This window comes from Maritimimonas sp. 2210JD6-3 (genome assembly GCF_056591795.1).
The window spans coordinates 1-19,175 of sequence record NZ_JBWQOJ010000011.1 but is presented as its reverse complement, the minus strand read 5'-3'; the positions used below and the strand labels follow the sequence as shown (position 1 = coordinate 19,175).

At 32.3% G+C, this 19,175-nt stretch carries 17 protein-coding genes; 12 read left to right on the top strand and 5 right to left on the bottom strand.

Going from position 1 to position 19,175, the window contains the following annotated elements:
- Nucleotide 1: 1 nt before the first annotated feature.
- Nucleotides 2-1,063: a hypothetical protein gene (locus AC1EUY_RS06805; protein ID WP_480194822.1), complete on the bottom strand. Its 1,062-nt coding sequence runs from the start codon at nt 1,061-1,063 to the stop codon at nt 2-4.
- Nucleotides 1,064-1,362: 299 nt separating this feature from the next.
- Between AC1EUY_RS06805 and AC1EUY_RS06800 the strand changes: the two genes are divergently transcribed.
- The gene (locus tag AC1EUY_RS06800; protein ID WP_480194758.1) at nt 1,363-2,049 is read left to right on the top strand and encodes a M15 family metallopeptidase; all 687 of its coding nucleotides are present in this window, start codon (nt 1,363-1,365) and stop codon (nt 2,047-2,049) included.
- Nucleotides 2,050-2,215: 166 nt separating this feature from the next.
- Here AC1EUY_RS06800 and AC1EUY_RS06795 read toward each other — a convergent pair whose 3' ends face one another.
- The 3 genes from AC1EUY_RS06795 to AC1EUY_RS06785 all read right to left on the bottom strand — a co-directional run bounded on the left by AC1EUY_RS06795 (nt 2,216) and on the right by AC1EUY_RS06785 (nt 8,616).
- Entirely contained in the window at nt 2,216-4,210 is a 1,995-nt protein-coding gene (locus AC1EUY_RS06795; RefSeq protein WP_480194757.1) for a toxin-antitoxin system YwqK family antitoxin, read from the bottom strand.
- A gap of 52 nt (nt 4,211-4,262) precedes the next feature.
- The gene (locus AC1EUY_RS06790) at nt 4,263-5,993 is read right to left on the bottom strand and encodes a sodium:solute symporter family protein (RefSeq protein ID WP_480194756.1); all 1,731 of its coding nucleotides are present in this window, start codon (nt 5,991-5,993) and stop codon (nt 4,263-4,265) included.
- 118 nt (nt 5,994-6,111) lie between these two features.
- Nucleotides 6,112-8,616: a PIG-L family deacetylase gene (locus AC1EUY_RS06785; RefSeq protein ID WP_480194755.1), complete on the bottom strand. Its 2,505-nt coding sequence runs from the start codon at nt 8,614-8,616 to the stop codon at nt 6,112-6,114.
- A gap of 179 nt (nt 8,617-8,795) precedes the next feature.
- Between AC1EUY_RS06785 and dnaN the strand changes: the two genes are divergently transcribed.
- The 6 genes from dnaN to AC1EUY_RS06755 all read left to right on the top strand — a co-directional run bounded on the left by dnaN (nt 8,796) and on the right by AC1EUY_RS06755 (nt 14,880).
- Nucleotides 8,796-9,914, top strand: a complete 1,119-nt coding sequence (dnaN, locus tag AC1EUY_RS06780) for a DNA polymerase III subunit beta (RefSeq protein WP_480194754.1) — start codon at nt 8,796-8,798, stop codon at nt 9,912-9,914.
- A gap of 260 nt (nt 9,915-10,174) precedes the next feature.
- A complete protein-coding gene (locus AC1EUY_RS06775; protein WP_480194753.1) occupies nt 10,175-10,870 on the top strand; it encodes a hypothetical protein in 696 nt (231 codons plus the stop codon).
- Nucleotides 10,871-10,955: 85 nt separating this feature from the next.
- The gene (locus tag AC1EUY_RS06770) at nt 10,956-11,675 is read left to right on the top strand and encodes a hypothetical protein (RefSeq protein WP_480194752.1); all 720 of its coding nucleotides are present in this window, start codon (nt 10,956-10,958) and stop codon (nt 11,673-11,675) included.
- A 54-nt stretch (nt 11,676-11,729) separates the two neighbouring features.
- On the top strand, nt 11,730-12,320 hold the full coding sequence (locus AC1EUY_RS06765) for an acyl carrier protein phosphodiesterase (protein WP_480194751.1): 591 nt from the start codon (nt 11,730-11,732) through the stop codon (nt 12,318-12,320).
- Nucleotides 12,317-14,017, top strand: a complete 1,701-nt coding sequence (gene ggt, locus AC1EUY_RS06760; protein WP_480194750.1) for a gamma-glutamyltransferase — start codon at nt 12,317-12,319, stop codon at nt 14,015-14,017. The genes AC1EUY_RS06765 and ggt overlap by 4 nt, the downstream gene beginning before the upstream one ends.
- Nucleotides 14,017-14,880: an RluA family pseudouridine synthase gene (locus AC1EUY_RS06755; protein WP_480194749.1), complete on the top strand. Its 864-nt coding sequence runs from the start codon at nt 14,017-14,019 to the stop codon at nt 14,878-14,880. The genes ggt and AC1EUY_RS06755 overlap by 1 nt, the downstream gene beginning before the upstream one ends.
- Here AC1EUY_RS06755 and pdxR read toward each other — a convergent pair.
- Complete coding sequence (gene pdxR / locus AC1EUY_RS06750) at nt 14,867-16,348, bottom strand: MocR-like pyridoxine biosynthesis transcription factor PdxR (protein WP_480194748.1); 1,482 nt, start codon at nt 16,346-16,348, stop codon at nt 14,867-14,869. The two genes, AC1EUY_RS06755 and pdxR, sit on opposite strands and share 14 nt — an antisense overlap.
- An 80-nt stretch (nt 16,349-16,428) precedes the next feature.
- On the opposite strand from pdxR, the gene AC1EUY_RS06745 reads away from it, so the two are divergent.
- From AC1EUY_RS06745 to AC1EUY_RS06725, 5 genes are all read left to right on the top strand, one after another.
- Nucleotides 16,429-16,947 carry a DinB family protein gene (locus tag AC1EUY_RS06745; RefSeq protein WP_480194747.1) on the top strand — a complete coding sequence of 173 codons (519 nt, stop codon included), beginning with the start codon at nt 16,429-16,431 and terminating at the stop codon, nt 16,945-16,947.
- A 1-nt stretch (nt 16,948) separates the two neighbouring features.
- Nucleotides 16,949-17,239 carry a DUF1272 domain-containing protein gene (locus tag AC1EUY_RS06740; protein WP_480194746.1) on the top strand — a complete coding sequence of 97 codons (291 nt, stop codon included), beginning with the start codon at nt 16,949-16,951 and terminating at the stop codon, nt 17,237-17,239.
- Nucleotides 17,236-17,730, top strand: coding sequence for a hypothetical protein (locus AC1EUY_RS06735; RefSeq protein ID WP_480194745.1), 495 nt, complete (start codon nt 17,236-17,238; stop codon nt 17,728-17,730). Before AC1EUY_RS06740 ends, AC1EUY_RS06735 begins: the two co-directional genes overlap by 4 nt.
- The gene (locus AC1EUY_RS06730; RefSeq protein WP_480194744.1) at nt 17,708-18,367 is read left to right on the top strand and encodes a pyridoxamine 5'-phosphate oxidase family protein; all 660 of its coding nucleotides are present in this window, start codon (nt 17,708-17,710) and stop codon (nt 18,365-18,367) included. Before AC1EUY_RS06735 ends, AC1EUY_RS06730 begins: the two co-directional genes overlap by 23 nt.
- A 36-nt stretch (nt 18,368-18,403) precedes the next feature.
- Nucleotides 18,404-19,175 (top strand): ATP-grasp domain-containing protein (locus tag AC1EUY_RS06725; protein ID WP_480194743.1); only part of this gene is annotated, 772 nt, incomplete at its 3' end.

Genomic DNA, 19,175 nt, shown 5'->3' with positions numbered 1-19,175 from the left:
ATTAATGAATAATGTATGGATTCACATTTTTATAATTTCTGATAATAAAATCGAGTGCACTATCTAATATTTCTCCCATGTTTTTAGCACGTTTAAAATTTATATCATTCGTTAATTTATACAAACCACTTTTTAATTCTTTTACCTTTTCTGGAGGTGATATAACATCATTTCTCATACAGTCTAGCAATAAATTTAGTCGATCGTCTTCGCTCGTAGCGCGTTTCGCCAATAAAGAGCGTTCTTCAATTTTATACTGCTCGATAGATTCTTCACGCAACATATTTAACGTCATTTCTACCAATCGGTTGTTGTCTTTTAAAAACTGTGGTTTATATACTTTCGGGTTACCCTCATAAGATTGTTGATCAAAATCTATTGCTCGAATTCGATATTGTATTCTATCAAAATCATGCGTGAGCACCATCACATAATTATAAGCACGCATATCTCCTAACAATCGCACAAAACAACGTTCATTAAACTTTACAAACTCTTTTGCAATGGCCGCTTTATCTTTTTCAGAAATTGAATCAAGTTGCTCATTAATAAATATATCGCCAGGTATGCCCGAAATATGTTCTTCAATAAGTGTATCCTTATGCACCAAAAAATTAATGTGATTAGGAGAAAGCATATGCTCTAGTTCTAGACCATAAATACGAGAAGCATCTGCTTTTTTAATGTATAGATAAATGTAGTTATCGTTTAAAATATTACGAACCTTGACCCTAAAAGGCTTCGAATTTCCAAATGTGCAAAAGTCTATAGAATCAATATTTAGAAATGGAAATGCAGCATCACTACCATCAGCATGCAAGATGGTGTACATTTGTTTTAAGTTATATTCTATTTCTTCACGTTCATGCTCTGCAAAATAAGTACGTACCCAAAGTGTATCATTACCTTCTTTATCATAAATCTCAACAGCACCTTGAAATCGTAGCAAATCATCATAATAAATAGGAATTTTTATGTTTCTACTATGCTCAGTAAGATAATCATATAACTTGGGCGTAATTGGATATGCAGGCTTTTTCTTTGAAATTAACTTTTCATTCATCATTAGTAATTCTTCTGAAATATACCATGAATTAAATTCTAAAACAAACAACTGCATTAGTAACTTAGACAGTTAATACACTATAGTATTAAAATTTTTGAAAATTACTTTCTATACAGATAGAGTGTATATATACTACTTAAATGAACATTACATATACACTATTTTTCATAATATAAAAGTTCATTTTGTAAAAACACATCATACCTGATTGTGTTTTAAACTTAATTCATTTGAAATTTGTTAAAATATTTTCAAAAGATTTTCGTTATTTTGGTGAGCCGTTAAACCAACTAACAATGAATATTAAAACTGTTTTATTAGTTGCATTCATTTTACTATCAGTAAGAGTGTCTGCACAAGAAGCACTTAATGAACTCCCTGAAGGTTTTGTATATGCAAAAGAGATCATACCAAATTTGAGATCAGATCTTAGATATTATTCGTCTAATAACTTTATTGGTAAGCCAGTAGATGGATACATTAAACCTAAAGTTATCTTAACGAAAAAGGCTACCAATGCGTTAAAGAATGTTCAAGACGAACTTGGTAAGTTAGGTTTTGGACTCCTTGTGTATGATGCTTATAGACCACAACGTGCCGTTGATCAGTTTGTAGCATGGACTAAAGACTCTACAGATCTTGCCATGAAGGAAAAATATTATCCGAACATCAATAAAAAAGAACTAATTGAAAAACAATACATTGCCTCAAAATCTGGACATAGTAGAGGAAGTACTGTAGATGTATCGATTGTTTCTCTTACGACAGGGCATATTTTAGATATGGGAAGTGCTTATGATCTTTTTGATGAAAAATCATCGGTTGATTACCCGAATATTACAAGAAATCAACATGCTGTTCGTCTATTGTTAAAACGTAGAATGGAAAAGCATGGGTTTGAATCACATCCTAAAGAATGGTGGCATTTTACTTTAAAAGAAGAACCTTTTAAAAAGAAATATTTTGATTTCTTAGTACAATAAAGAAATGCCGCTAAAGTAATAAGCGGCATTTTTAATTTGTCTAATCTTTTCGTTTAGCTGGCATTTTTTGTCCGTTTTGGCATAGAAAGCAAGACTTGGACTTGTAACAAGAAGTCGGACAAATTTTCTAAGACCTATGCCACACTTTTGAATCGATGATACTGTTTTAAAATTTTTTCTTTTCGATTATTTCTCCTTTTTCATCGTAATAACGCCAAGTACCCACTTGCCGATCGTTTCGAAACCTTCCTTTTATTTTTACTTCTCCATTAGAATAATACTCATAATAGCGTCCATGTTTTTGGCCATCTTTCAAACCTACTTTTATATGTATAGATTTATCTTTATAAGTTTTAATATACTCATCTGAATTTAAGTCATCAGGAAAAATAGCTGGTATTTCAAATACATCTTTGGTTACTAATATATTTGAGGAATAATCACTTTTACCGTTATTAATTTTTGGACCATAATATTGGTTGTCATTAAATTGTGCTTTACTTTTTACCAATTCGACATTTTGATAGCTTGCTACTAATTTACTTTCAAATAATTCATCATCTGGTGTAAGCTGAAAACCTAGCTGAGGAAAACAAATAATAAAATCTCTATTCTTACGCATACTAATCTTTGTTTTTAAATCTGCCATAGCATACATGTTTTTAAAAAGCACTGGTGTATTTATATACGTAAAAACACTTGATTTTTTATCAAAATAGTTTTCGAAATGTAAGAAATCATCAGAAGTATCTAAAGTATTCTTATTCAGAGAATCATCAATAATTCTTTTTAGTGTAGTTGGCTGATTACTAAATACAACATAATCATCAATAATGGTAAAATAGGGTTTATCAAATTTTTCAAAAAGCCCGTTAAAAAAGAGTTTAAAAAAACCTTTAATCGCTAAAAAATGAATCGTGTGCTCTTTATAGGTAAGTTGTTTAAATTTAACAGGTGTTCTCTTCTTAATTTGTTTTAAAACTAGTCGCAAATTTTCTTGAGCCTTTTCAATATCTGAGGCTCGTACAACCAACGCAATATCATTTTTAGATTTATTAACAGAAGGCTGAATTTGTAAAAATGCTATTTCATTACCCACCCAACTTGTGAAATTCTCTTCAATATTTATGTTTAGAAGCTTTTCAACACCTTCATATTGTTCTTTATAAATAGAATAATTTTCTTGATCTTCTTGTAAGATTTTATCGAAATTTGAATACAATTCGGAAAAGTTATCAAAACCAAAACTCATATATAATGCTGTGTTTTTAGGAGCTATCTTGGGTATTGACCGCTTAGCAATTCCTGATTTTTGCAAGGCTTTTAAGTAGCCTATAGAGTTCTGATTAATGTTTGTATATCCATTTGCTAAAATGGTATTGTTCGACTTGAGATCTAAATTGAAACCTGAAAATTCTAAGCTTTTACTGAGTACTTTGACCCAATTATTATCGGCATCAGAAAAATAACGCACATATTCATCTAAAAAATCATATTGCACATATAGTCTAAACATATCATCATAACCTGTATGTTTTTTAACTTCTATAAAGTCTAAATTTCTACCAATTTCAGGTTCTTTATACTCGTCAATAGAAACCTCAACTAAGGTATGTACATAAGAAGCTATGAGCTGATTCTGAATAAAAGAAATGTGTAACGTTTCTTTAGTTTTTGTATCATATAATTCGATGATCTCGTGCCCGTGATATATTCGCTTACTTAATGTATAATCATCATTTAATAATGTATTAAAGTAAGATTTTAAGAGTTTTAGCTTAGCAATTTTCTTTAAATCAACGACATAAAAAATACCATACTTTTTGGGCTTGTACATATGTATTGAAAACACTAATGATCTCGTACCAAAAAATTGTAATAGTTTTTTCTTTTGATGAAAAATAGTGTCCATTTTTTGAACACTTTCAGTCAGTTCATTAAAATAGTCGTTGTTCTGAAGGTGATTCCAAACTTCACTTTCCCGTATTTTATCCCAGTTCTCAACAGGCTCTTGAGTTTCTACCAAAAAAACAGCATCTTTAGGTATGAGATAGACCGATCGTAAATTTGAACTTGGACTCAAATACAATGTATAGATGAAGTAGCCAATAATGCCTAAAATCGATAGTAAAAAGGCGTAAAGAAATTTTTTACCGTTCATTCCTGAATTTTACTCTAAATAGAACTAATTAAATTCAAAAAAAGTATAACAATTATGAATTTATTCTTTCTTTAGTTGCAATACTAAAGGATTGAAATAATACAGCTAACACCATGACCATTACACAACCAACAAGGTTCAACCATAGATAGCCTATTATTGGAGCTTCCCCTCTACTTTCTGGCAAGTAAATACCATAATAAAAGAATGCTATAATAAAAACCTGTGTAATCAAAGCTGCCAAAAAGGTTGCATTACTTTTTACAAATTTTATAAAAAATCCGAGTAAAAATATCCCTAAAACATTACCATAAAATATAGAGCCGATAATATTAACCAGCTGAATTAAATTATCAAATAAATTAGCGACACAAGCTACTATAATGGCAATAATTCCCCAGAGTAGTGTGAACCATTTCGAAGCATTTACATAATACCTCTCAGATTTTTCTTTGGTGATGTTCCTCTTAAAAAGATCCATGGTTGTTGTAGAAGCCAAAGCATTTAATTCTGAAGCCGTTGATGACATTGCGGCAGATAAAATAACCGCTAGCAATAAACCTATTAAACCTTTTGGTAAATTGTTTAAAATGAAATGGATAAATACATAATCTTTGTCATTAGCTTCAACTTTTATAGTTGTCTCTTCTTCTGCCTTTTTAATAACGGTTTGACCTTCGGCTCTAATATTTTTATCGAGATATTCTAATTCTGCAACACGTTCTTTACTAAGCGTATTAATTGGGTTCTGAATCAACGCTATTTGCAAAGTTTTCTTTTCACTTTCTATTTCTTTATGTATTTTTTCTAATGCTATGTAATCATCAGCATACGAAGAACTTTGAACTACCTTTTTTGCGTCTGGATTAAAATTTAAAGGTGTATCATTAAATTGATAAAAAACAAAAACCATGATACCTACCAACAGAATAAAAAACTGCATTGGTACTTTTAACAATCCATTGAATATGAGCCCCCATTGCATTTCTTTCATAGATTTACCAGAGAGGTATCGTTGTACTTGACTTTGATCTGTTCCAAAATAAGAAAGTGCTAAAAAAGTACCTCCAATAAGACCTGTCCAAACTGTATATTTATTATTAAGATCAAAAGAAAAATCGAGCACCTTCATTTTGCCACTACTACCAGCAATATTCAATGCTTTCGTAAAAGTAACTCCATCAGGCAACTGGCTTAAAATAATAAAAAAGGCAATAAACATTCCGGTAAAAATTACCGCCATCTGTTGCTTTTGAGTAACACTTACAGCTTTAGTCCCACCAGAAACAGTATAAATAATTACTAAAACACCAATAACTATATTTAGTGTAATTAAATCCCAAGAAAGAACGGCAGATAAGATAATTGCGGGGGCAAAAATAGTAATACCAGCAGCTAATCCTCTTTGAATTAAAAATAAAATAGCCGTTAGCGTTCTTGTCTTAAGGTCAAAGCGAGTTTCGAGGTACTCATATGCTGTAAAAACTTTAAGTCGATGGTAAATCGGTATAAATACCATACAAATAAAAATCATTGCAAGAGGTACCCCAAAATAGAACTGCACAAAACCCATTCCGCTATGAAATGCTTGCCCTGGAGTCGATAAAAACGTAATCGCACTTGCCTGCGTAGCCATAACTGATAGACCGATTGTCCACCATTTGGCATCATTACCACCTTTTATAAAATCTTCTACATTTTTACTTCCCTTTGTTTTCCAAGCTCCATATAAGACAATAAAGATTAAGGTGCATGATAAGACAATCCAATCTAATTGTTGCATAATAAAAGTTTAAGAGAAGTAATTTGTAATTAGAAAAAATAAGAGAATATAAATAGCATTAGCCACCAAAACTATAGTGTATGTTTTTTCCCACTTATATTTTCTTGATGGTTTCATATTATTTTTCTGATGATTCGTCTTCTGGGGTCTTTCCAATAGATAATAAATTTGCATATAGCTTATAGGCACCTGAAACTCCAGCAGGCAACTCTCTAAAGAAACTTAAACCTGTATAAATAAAATAACCTTTACCATACTTTGCAATCAACAGACTTCCTTGTTTTTCAGTTTCTCCTTTATCTTGCATTCCCAAGATTGGCACAAATTCATCACTCCACTCATTAGGGAAATACAAGCCTCGTTCTTGTACCCAACCATCAAAATCTGTTTTTGTTATTTTATTTGGATAATTAACTACTTCATGATTCTGAGCAAGTATTGTAACTTCTGAATTTTCATCGGTAACGCGATCTCTTGAAAGTTTAAGGTCAAAAGGTGCAACTTTTTTTACCACTTGCCTTCTACTCGTATTATACTGAACCAATAGCGTACCTCCATTTTTTACATACTCATGTAAGTCTTTTTGATAAAATTTAGCATTTTCATTTACGTTATAAGCACGAATACCAAGGATCACCGCGTCATACTTTTGCAAATTATCCGCCGTTATTTCATTGTCTTTAAGTTCATCTACCTGATACCCAATCTGACCTAAACTTTCAGGGATTTTATCGCCCGCTCCTTGAATATAGGCAATGCGTTCTCCATTCTTTTTTATATCTAAACGAACTACGCTCACTTCAGCAGGTACTAATACAGTTTGCGAAGGAATATGATCATAATTTATTTCCACTACTTCATCTACATAGGCTTCATTAGCAATAATAAATTTGGGTTTTATAAGATTATTTACCGTGGTAGATGAAGAATTTACTAGAAATGAAACCATTTTTTCTTCACCTTTACTTACAAGACTGATATCTTTTATTTTTGGACTATCCCAACCTTCAGGCATTTCAAGTTCTACATAACCACTTATATCATTTTTTAGCGCCTTTATGGTAACATTTACTTCAATTGCTTCGTTTGGTTTAGAAATGATAATAGCATGGTCAACTTTTACAGAAACTGGTGGTAAAATTTCAAAAGGTTTATATAATTCGCCTTTATCTGGTTTTGCATACCTATATACAACAGGCTTGGTTATAGTAATTGGTGTTTTGTTTATTTCTAAATTAAAGTCAACCAAAAGTCCTCTAGGGGTTTCTGGTTGGCCCACCAAGGCTTTATTTTCAACACTGTACATACCCAATGAGCCTTTATTTGTTAACCAATAAGGGGTAGTATAATTACTTTTCGGTGAGATAAATACTTGTTGCTTGAGTATTTCTCTTTTGTTCTCTATTAAACCAAGGTTTTGTATAATCGGTTTCTTTTGATTTGAAAATTGAATTGAAGTTAATTCAACATCCGCTTTAGCTCGTACCAATGCTTCAATAGTTACATCAATACTATCACCTGGAACCACATAATTTGAGCTAGCAGAGGGTTCTATATATAAGCCTAAAACACTACTAATTATGTTCTTGAGTTGCTTTAGTTTGATCTCACGCCAATGCGCATCTTCTAATCTATTAATGAGCTGATATGCTTTCATTAAATCAGGTACATGGATTGTGGGATCTGTAAAATTAAAATTACTTTCTACTGAATTAAGTAGTTTTCCAATAGCTTTACCTCCTTTAATACGATTCCATGAGGTGTCAATTCCTTCAAAAGGATTGTTATTTTTAGGCATATCACCTTTAACAAGCTCAATATATTCTTTTTGTGATCCTCTAGTAGTTAAACGCCCAAATCCTTGACATAAATGTTGGCTACTGGCAATCGAAGCAATTTCATTATTTGACATACCTTTCAAGGGGTAATACACACCTATGTCAAAATTTAGCATGTTGCTTTTATCTGCTTTAGCAAAACGCTCCTGAGAACCATAAAACCACCATGATGTATTAAAAAACAACCGTCTTGGTTGCCAAACACTACCATAATGGGTTTGAAAACTTGATTTGTTCGCTAAATCAAATGCCTCTGTGCTTAATATGGCAGAAGATGTATGGTGTCCATGTGTGGTGCCAGGTGTTCGATGATCGAATCTATTGATAATAACATCGGGTTTAAACTTTCGTATGATTGAAACTACATCTTTAAGTACTTCTTCTTTATTCCAAATAGCTAATGTTTCATCGGGGTGTTTTGAATACCCGAAATCATTGGCTCTTGTAAAAAATTGTTCACCTCCATCTATACGACGTGCAGCTAGTAATTCTTGCGTTCTCATGACCCCTAATAATTCTCTTAGTTCGGGCCCAATTAAATTCTGCCCTCCATCTCCTCGTGTTAACGACAAATACCCTGTTCTAGCTTTGAGATGGTTTGAAAAATATGAGATTAACCGTGTATTTTCATCATCTGGATGCGCTGCTATATACAAAGCAGAACCTAAAAAATTTAGTTTTTGTAATGATTCGTATATCTCTGAGGGGTTCTGTGTTACAGGCTTTTGCCCAAAAGATAATGAGATATACAACCCTAATAAAAGGAACGAAATAAAATGTTTCATGGTTAGTCTAATCAAATCGATTAAAGCAAATCTAAACATTAAAAGCAACATCTTATGAATTGTTATGAAAACCTTAACAAATTGTTATTAACTTCTCGAATTGAATAGTATTTATACTTTGCAGCTTCAGTGAAATAAAATATATTTGTAAACTTATTTTAAAAACTCAAAAAAGCAGGATGAAATTTATAGTTTCTAGTACACAATTATTAAAGCAGCTTCAAATACTAGGTGGTGTAATTAATAGTAGTAATACATTACCAATTTTAGATAATTTTTTATTTGAATTAGGTAATGATAAGCTAAAAATATCTGCATCAGATCTTGAAACTACCATGAGTACAACCATAGATGTTGAAGCTGATGAATCAGGATCGATAGCTGTACCTGCAAGACTATTATTAGATACGTTAAAAACTTTTCCTGAACAACCTTTAACTTTTGTAGTTGAAGAGAATAGCACCATTGAAATTAGTTCAGATAGTGGTAAATATGCGTTAGCGTATGCTGACGGTGCCGAATTCCCAAAAGCTATTGAATTAGATTCACCAAGCTCAACCACAATTTCTGCTGATATTTTAGCTACTGCTATTAATAAAACAATTTTCGCTTCTGGTAATGATGATCTTCGGCCCGTAATGAGTGGGGTTTTCTTTCAGTTTTCACCAGAAAATTTAACGTTTGTTGCGACTGATGCCCATAAACTTGTAAAATATGTTCGTGATGATGTATCTGCCTCTGAAGTAGCCGAATTTATTATGCCAAAAAAGCCCCTTACACTACTGAAAAGTATTTTAAGTGGATCTACTGAAGAAGTTACCATCGAATACAATGAATCTAATGCAAAATTTACATTTGATACTAGTGTTCTAGTATGTAGATTAATTGATGGAAAATATCCAAATTATGAGGCTGTGATTCCGAAGGAGAATCCAAATAAACTTACGCTCGATAGAAGTACTTTTTTAAATTCAGTGCGAAGAGTATCTATCTTCTCAAGTAAAACAACACATCAAATTCGTTTGAAAATGGCTGGGACTTCATTAAATATATCGGCTGAAGATATTGATTTCTCGAATAAGGCAGATGAACGTTTGCAATGTAATTATGAAGGTGATGATATGCAAATTGGCTTTAATTCAAAGTTTTTGGTCGAAATGCTCAACAACCTAAATTCTAACGAGGTATTACTAGAGATGTCACTTCCGAACAGAGCGGGTATTTTAACTCCAATTGATGGTTTAGAAGATGGTGAGAATGTGACCATGTTAGTAATGCCTGTGATGCTAAATAACTAATTTGTCAAAAGCTTTATATTGTCAAAAGCCTACCAATTATTAACGAATCTTTGCATTTTATAAATATCTCTAAAAAGATGGTTTCTTTTTTGTAATTTAGCAGTGCTAAGCTATGAAACCCCTTTATACAATCTATTACTATTTGTTTCTTAGTTTAATTAGTTAATCTAAAAATTGTACATTTACACCTAATCTATTGTGGTTAATGTAGATAGACATTTTTTAAAATGAAAAAAATGATGTATAACTAATTGTACTATATGGTAAAAAAATTACTCTTCCCCTTAACATTTTTGGCTTTAATTTTTACTACTGAAGGACAGACAGATTATTCTAAAGTTACTTTTAGCAGTACTATTTATAAGTACAAAGAAACGATTCCCAGAACAAAAGAACTCGGTATCGATAAAAAATTAGTTTCTGAAATTATTGAATTGCTTGGTGATTCATTTTATACAAAGAAAGAAAAAACAGACATTATTAATAAAGCCTGGTTGGCTATTTCTAACCCTAAAACCTTTGATTTTGTTTATAAAGATTTTGCTGTAAAAACGAATCGTAATTGGAGTAAAATGAATGCAAACGGCGAAATGGTTTTAGAACCAAATCCTTATTTAACAGAATGGACCGTTAATGACGATGAATTCGAATATTTTCAACTAGCATTAAACAAAATTTTAGATCATTATAGCTTGCTAAGTCATGGTGATGATGCTATAGCAGTTAAATCTTCTTTTAATAAACTATTGCTTACGAAAGAATTGAATTTTAAAGATCCTGACGATGATGATTGGGCGTATTCATATCTCGAAGAGGCTAATGTTGAATTAAAGAAGAAAGGTCTTGTTGCTTTAGTAACAAAAGGATACTACGATATTATCGTTTGTAAGCTAGATCAAAAAGAAAAAATAACTGATTTATTCAAGAAAATAGATTGGGAATTAGTAACTCCTTAATTTTTACGATAATATATACTTTATCGACGAAAAAACCGTTCTACAAATGAGCGGTTTTTTTATAAATCGCAACAAACAAGCACAAATGAAAAAAATAGTACTTTTTGTAACTTTTTTATTCGCGATATTATGTACTACTCATTCGCAAGAGGGGCAGCCTGATTATACACAGATAAAATTTAAGAAAAAGCTTAAAGATTATAAAAAGAATAATCCTAAACTTGAAGGCTTATCTCTTGATAAAGAATATTTACTACAAATAGTAGATTTATTAGGCGAAAAATTTTATAACAAAGAAGAGCGCGAAGAAATTGTAGAAAAGATATGGTTATCTTTTATTGATCCTAAAAAATTTGATATGGTGCATAGAGATTATGCCATCAGATCGTTACCAAATTGGGATAAGAAAAATTTTAAAGGAGAAATTGTGTTAGATCCCAATATCTACTTAAGAGAATGGACGAATGCAGATAACGAATTAGATTATTTTAAAGTTGCTATGCATAGAATTCTTATGCGAGAAGGTTTAATGGGGTACGGCGAAGAAGCTAAAGACACTCGAAAATCGCTTAAAAAGATGCAATATATTTCAAAATATACACTACCTCACCCTACAAGTAATGATTGGACAAGTTCTTATTTACAAAAGTTAGGCGTTGCTGTTAAAAGTAAAGGTTTATCGGTACTAATAACAAACAACGGTGGGCATGAATTTGTAGTATGTGAAACAAGTAAAAAAGATACACTGATTGAATTACTCGATAAAATGAGATGGCATCTTGTAAATCCAGAAAGCGGATTATAAAAGTATCTTCATAGAAGGCAGCTTAAAATTCTTTTTATTTCTTATTTTCACCATGTGAACTTCTTGGCACATATTTACTTATCGGGTGATGACCAACTGGTAACTATTGGTAATTTTATGGCCGATGGTATTCGTGGAAAACAATACAAAAAGTATCCCGAAAAAATTCAAACCGGTATTTTATTGCATAGAGCTATTGATACTTATACAGATACGCATCCAACCGTACGAAAAAGCACTAAAAGATTACATCTAAATTACAGCCATTATTCTGGTATTATAGTAGATATACTTTATGATCATTTTTTAGCAAAAAACTGGGTAAACTATTCTAAAATACCATTGCCACAGTATGTCGATCGCTTTTATGATTCTTTAGAGGTTAATTTTGAGATTTTACCTATTAGAATACAAAAGATGATGCCCTATATGATTGCAGATAATTGGTTACTTAGCTATGCATCTATTGATGGAATCGCAAAGGTATTAGAAGGCATGAATCGTCGTACACAAAACAAATCGGGCATGAACAATGCTGTGCGTGAACTCAATATTTTTTATAATGAATTTGAAGAAGAATTCACCTCATTTTTTAAAGAATTAATCGATTTTTCAAATCAAAAACTAATTGATCTATCCACATGAAAAGACTTGCCTTATTCCTTTTGATTGTAACATTAATTGCGTGTAAAAACGCGCCAGAACTAGCTGTTAAGCAAGCTAAAAAAAGAGGACTTATAGTTGACAAAGCAATGGTAGTTTCGGCAAGAGCCGAAGCATCAAAAATAGGTGTTGCTATGCTCAGAAAAGGAGGTAATGCTTTTGATGCTATGGCAGCAACAGAATTAGCCTTAGCAGTAGCCTATCCTTATGCAGGTAACTTAGGCGGTGGTGGTTTTATGGTGTATAGAAAAAATAATGGCGAAATAGGCGCTATAGATTATCGCGAGAAAGCACCATTGGCTGCAACAAAAGATATGTATCTAGACGAGCAAGGAAACGTAATACAAGGCAAAAGTACTTTAGGTGCTTTAGCTGTTGGTGTTCCTGGTAGTATTGCGGGAGTTTTTGCAGTGCATGAAAAGTTCGGAACATTACCTATTGAAGCAATCATTCAACCAGCAATAGATTTAGCAAATCGAGGAGTTATTGTCACTAAAAAACAAGAGAGTCGTATAAAAAAATATCAAAAATATTTTCTAGAAGTTAATAAAGACTCAATTCTATTCGACAAATACTGGAAAGAAAATGATACTATAAAATATCCTGCTTTAGCTAAAACGTTAACTCGGATTTTAAAAAATGGACGTGACGGATTCTATAAAGGTGAAACAGCCAAGACCTTAGCAAAATTTATACAAGAAAACGGAGGAATAATTACAGAAGAAGACTTAGCAAAATATGAAGTTCGATGGAGAACTCCAGTTACATTTAACTATGATGATTTAAAGATCATTTCGATGTCACCCCCTTCGAGTGGTGGTGTTTGTCTGGCACAAATCATGAAAATGATTGAACCCTATGATGTATCACAATATGGGCATAATTCAACGAAAACAATTCAAGTAATTACCGAAGCTGAACGTAGAGCATATGCCGATAGAAGTTATTATCTAGGAGATCCCGATTTTGTAACCATACCTCAGGATGAACTCATTAGTGAAAACTATCTAAAAGCAAGAATGCAAGACTTCTCTTTTGACAAAGCTACACTATCTACCGATGTTTCACATGGCAAAGTTCAAATTGTCGAAAGTAATGAAACCACCCACTACTCTATTGTAGATCAGTTCGGCAATGCAATTTCAGCTACAACCACTTTAAACGGGGCTTATGGTTCTAAACTTTATTGCAGTGAGTTAGGATTCTTTTTAAACAATGAAATGGACGACTTTAGCGCCAAACCTGGCGTACCAAATATGTTTGGACTCTTAGGAGCAGAAGCGAATAGTATAGTGCCTGAAAAACGTATGTTAAGCTCTATGACGCCCACCATTGTTGAAAAAGATGGTCAATTACTAATGTCTGTAGGTACCCCTGGTGGATCAACCATTATCACTTCAGTATTACAAACCATTCTTAATGTACATGAGTTTGAGATGAGTATGCAAGAAGCTGTGAATGCACCTCGGTTTCATCATCAATGGTTACCCGATGAAATTAGAATGGAACCGAATTCTTTTTCAAGAGAATTAGCACAAAGCTTAGAAACTTTAGGTTATAAAATTAATGAAGAAGACTCTCCTGTAATTGGCAAAGTAGATGGTATTTTAGTTTTACCAGATGGCGCACTCGAAGGAGGCGCCGATAGACGTGGTGATGATACCGCTGTTGGCTTTTAATGCAGCTTATAGAGACTCATAAAGTTCCTAGGTACAAGAAATCAGAGAGATTACAAGAGTACGGTGTAGGAATTTTTAATTCACTAACTACAAAATCAAGTCTAAAAAAAGCCATAAAAAAAGGGTTGGTTTTAGTAAACGGTAAAATTGCGTCAACAGCGCTGTTTATTAAAGGTGGAGAAACCATTGAATTATACCAAGAATCCGTAAGTAATCAATTAAGGAAATTTAACGTAAGCTTAGAAGTCTTATTTGAAGATGATTATTTGGCAATTATTAACAAACCATCCGGAATTTCGGTTAGCGGAAATAAGTTCGCAACAATCAAAAATGCTTTAGTTCAAAACCTTAAAAATAGCACTTTAAAGGATGCCACAAAGCCACAACCTGTACATCGGTTAGATTACCCAACAAGTGGACTTCTATTAATTGGCAAAACAAATACTAGTATTATTGCTTTGAATAGATTATTTGAAAATAAAGAAATTCGAAAAGTTTATCATGCAGTTACTATAGGTAAAATGAAAAATAGCGGCTCCATCGATTTTCAAATAGATAATAAAGATGCTTCTTCTCAATATAAAGTTTTACAGACCGTTGTTTCAGAACGTTTTAAATTTTTAAATTTAGTAGAATTAAATCCTAGTACAGGTAGAAAACATCAATTAAGAAAGCATTTAACCGCTATTGGCAATCCTATCTTAGGCGATAAAAAATATTTTAAAAACGAATTAATTTTAAAAGGAAAAGGACTGTTTTTACATGCGTCTAAATTAGAATTTGAGCATCCTTTTACAAAGGAAAAAATTTCTATCACTAATGAACTACCAAAAAAGTTTAGAAAGATTTTTACATCTTACTAATTTCTTTCATTGTTTGTTTTAGTTTTTCAATCAATACAACAATTTCTTTTTCATCTTTGGTAGCAAAGCCAATTCGTATTGAATTGTGTTTTGTATTTGCCATATCATAACGTTGCCAATTACCTACCTCTAAATTAAATTCTCTAGCGACTCTAGAGACATCTCGCCAAGCGTATTTTTTATGTAAGGTAGCCCAAACTGCCATTCCTCCTTTTGGCATGGTAAATTCAAAATACTCACTCAATTCTTCTTCTAAGAGTTTACAAAAAAGATCTCTTCTAGATTGATAAATCTTCAATACTTTTCTAATATGTCTATCTAAATCACCAGATTTTATAAACTCGGCAAAAGTGAGTTCTAACAAAGCATCCCCTTGCCGATCAATAATTCTTCTTAATCTTGCTGCCTCCTCTACAAATTCTTTTGGAGCAATCAAATAACCTATTCTAAACACGGGTGCTACCGTTTTACATACAGAGCCAATATAAACTACATTACCATGAATATCATGACTTGCCAAGGGTAAGATGGGTGCGTGATTGTAATTAAAATCATAGTCATAATCATCTTCAATAATCGCAAAATGATGCTCTTTAGCGAGATTAAGTAAATGAATGCGCCTTTCAGCGGAAAGCGTTACAGTAGTTGGATGATGATGATGCGAAGTCACAAAAACTGCTTTTATTTTTTTGTTTTTTAATGCTTCTTCAATCGCTTTTATATCTAAGCCATTCTTATCGACTGGTACACGTAATAGCGTTGCATTTCTATTTTTAAAGGTTATGTCTGCAGCAACATAATTTGTTTCTCCAACAATAATAATGTCTCCCTTTTGTAATAACAATTGCGCAGCAAGGTAGGTACCCATCTGACTACCTCGTGTTATCAAAAGCTGCTCTTTTTTAATTTTTAGCCCCCTTGTTTGATTTAAGTAATTAACCAAAACTTCACGTAGCTTTTCATTACCATAGGTAGATCCATACGTTAAATGCTTATGGCTATTTCTTTTACCTGCAATTTTTCTATAAATAATGGCTAATTCGTCAATTGGTGTTAAGCGCTCATCAGAAACGCCATCATCAATCTTTATAAATCCTTCACTATTTGAATAATGATGATTATTTAGATGTTCGTCTTTATAAAATGTAAACCCCAAAGCATTAGAAGTCATTTCTGAGTCAGCATCTAAAAAATCATGTTTTTGTAGCATTGGTAAGTTGCTATGTACAAAAGTTCCTTTTTTAGGAATACTCTCAACCCACCCTTGTAATAGTAACTCTTCATAACAAGCAACAATAGTCTTTCTGTGTACTGCTAGCAACTCAGCCATTGTTCTGCTACCTGGCAAATTGGTATTTGGCGGTAACTTTCTTTCCTTGATTAATTCAATAAGCTGATTTGCCAGTTGAAGATAGATAGGTCTTCCATTTTTTTTATTGATCTTTAAACTCGTTTTATAAGGAAACATCTGGACTACTAATTAAATGAATTCTGGATGAAAATAACAGTCCATAAAAATAGTATTTTTGAAATATAAATAAGTAATAAATGAAAAGATCAACACTAAAACCTTCAGAGTTTAATGAGTACTACGCTAGATATATTAATAAACTTTCTGAGCATGAAAAATTAATCACAAGCTATGAAAATGGAAAAGAATCTGTAATTAACTTCTTTACATCCATCCCAAAGGATAAATTAGATTATAGATACGAGCATACTAAATGGTCAATTAAAGAGCTTTTACAACATCTTATTGATACCGAGCGTATCTTTATGTACAGATGCTTACGCATCGCTAGACATGACAAAACTCCATTAGCAGGTTTTGATCAAAACATTTATATAAGTCCTTCTGGCGCAAGTGATAAAGCTATCACTGATTTACTTGAAGAGTTTAAAGTCAATAGAGAAAACTCAATCATATTACTCAAAAGTCTTTCTGATGAAAATCTAAAGCAAATAGGAAATGCAAGCGGTTCGGATCTTTCTGCAAGAGCTGCTGCATTTATTATTCCTGGTCATGATATCTGGCACATAGAAATCATAAAAGAAAGATACTTGTAACATGTTAGAATTACGACCCAATTGCGAACACTGTAACAAAGACTTACCCAACACCTCAACTGATGCAATGATTTGCTCTTTTGAGTGTACCTATTGTACAACATGCGCTATAGAGTTGTTTAAAAATGTATGCCCAAGTTGTGGTGGTAATTTTGTAAAACGCCCCATTCGACCATCAAAAATGTTAGAAAAATACCCTAGCTCTTCTAAAAAAATCTATAAACCTAAAGATTTAGAAAAGACCAAGAAACTTTCTGATACATTAAGAAATATATTACCAGAAAAACGATGAAACCTGAGTTTGAGCAATACGAACATAGAAAAATTGAATTTATTAAAACGGTTGGCTCAACTGGTTTTGATACAAAAGTCTATACCATAACGAATAGAAGTAATTTTGAATCTACGGTTACATTAAATACTTGTTTAGAAACTTTACCTGATTGGCTTGAAAAAGTCCGAAAATCAACTATAACTACTCATAGGCATGCCTTTTTAATAGTTCATGAAGCACGAGAAGGTGTTCTTATATTATTAAGCTGGTGGACTGGTGAAAATATGATTGAGACTGATATCTATTTTTCAGATTTTAAATCACCAACAAAAATTATCTCTTCAATTTATAACCCGAAACAATTGGTTTGTATTTGGGAATTGGAAGTCTTTTACCACGAGCGCAAAGCATGGATTAAGCATGTGTTAGCTAACTCAGAAAATCTAGATTTTAAGGCCTATCAAAATAATTATTATTATCAAAAACATGAAAGAATATCCAAAATCTAAATTAAACCGTGTAAAAAGAGGTGCCAATCGCGCAACCTATGATGTTGCAAAAATAAATCAGATTCTTAACGCGGGGTTCTTATGTTATGTAGGCTATATATATGATGGTTATCCAGTCTCTATACCTATGGCATATGCTAAAGTAAATGATAAGATTTACTTACATGGCTCGACCGCAAATAGAATGTTATTATCAATTTTAGAAGCTAAAAAAACTTCTATTACGGTTATGCATTTAGATGCATTAGTATTAGCTCGATCTGGCTTACATCATTCAGTAAACTATAGATCTGCAACCTTATTCGGAACCACAAAAAAAGTAGAAGATGACGCTAGCAAAGCTCATTTTCTAGAACTGATTGTAGATACTATGGTACCAAACCATTGGAAATCACTTAGACCCATGTATCAAAAAGAGCTAGACCGAACAATAGTGATTGAATTTACTATAGAAACTGCGTCAGCAAAAGTAAGAGATGTTGGTGTGAATGATGAACCCGAAGATTATAATTTACCTATTTGGGCGGGTTTAGTTCCTTTAAAACAAATTGCTGAATTCCCAATTTCTGATCCAGAATTACCAAATGGCATTGAGATCCCGAAACATATTATAGATTATTATGAACAGAATAAATAGCAATCACTGTTTCGAAAAAATCTTTAATTTGCCGTCATGAAAAACTACGATGTTGTCATACTCACAGATCGACGTTATGTGAACCCAAAAGAAATCAATGCGTATAACAAAAATGTACTACTTGAAGATCAATTGGTTCAAGATGCGCTTGAAAAACTAGGGCTAACGGTAACACGTCTATCTTGGGATGATACCAATTTTGATTGGTCAACAACAGAGTATGTTCTATTTAGATCTACTTGGGATTATTTTGACAGATTCAATGAATTCTCAGATTGGATAGAGCGCGTTAGTATGCAAACGAAAATGATTAACTCAGAAAATCTTATACGTTGGAATATTGACAAACGTTATCTTATTGATTTAGAAAATAAAGGAATACACTGTGCTCCCACACTTTTTATTAAAAAAGGAAGTGAAAAATCGCTTGAAGAATTACATACCGAAAATAACTTTTCAGAAACTGTATTAAAACCTGTTTTCTCGGGTGCTGCTCGTCATACGTATAAACTTACATCAGAAACTATTTCAGAACACGAAGCTATATTTACGAAACTCATAGCAAATGAACCTATGATGTTACAACCTTTTCAGCATAATATTGTGACTGAAGGTGAAAAATCATTAATGCTTATGGGAGGCATTTACACACATGCTGTATTAAAAATTGCCAAACAAGGTGATTTTAGAGTACAAGACGATTTTGGTGGTTCGGTTCATGAATATCAGCCTACCCAAGAAGAAATTTCATTTGCTCAAAATGCAGTTCTAGCTTGTGATGAATTACCACTGTATGCTAGAGTTGACC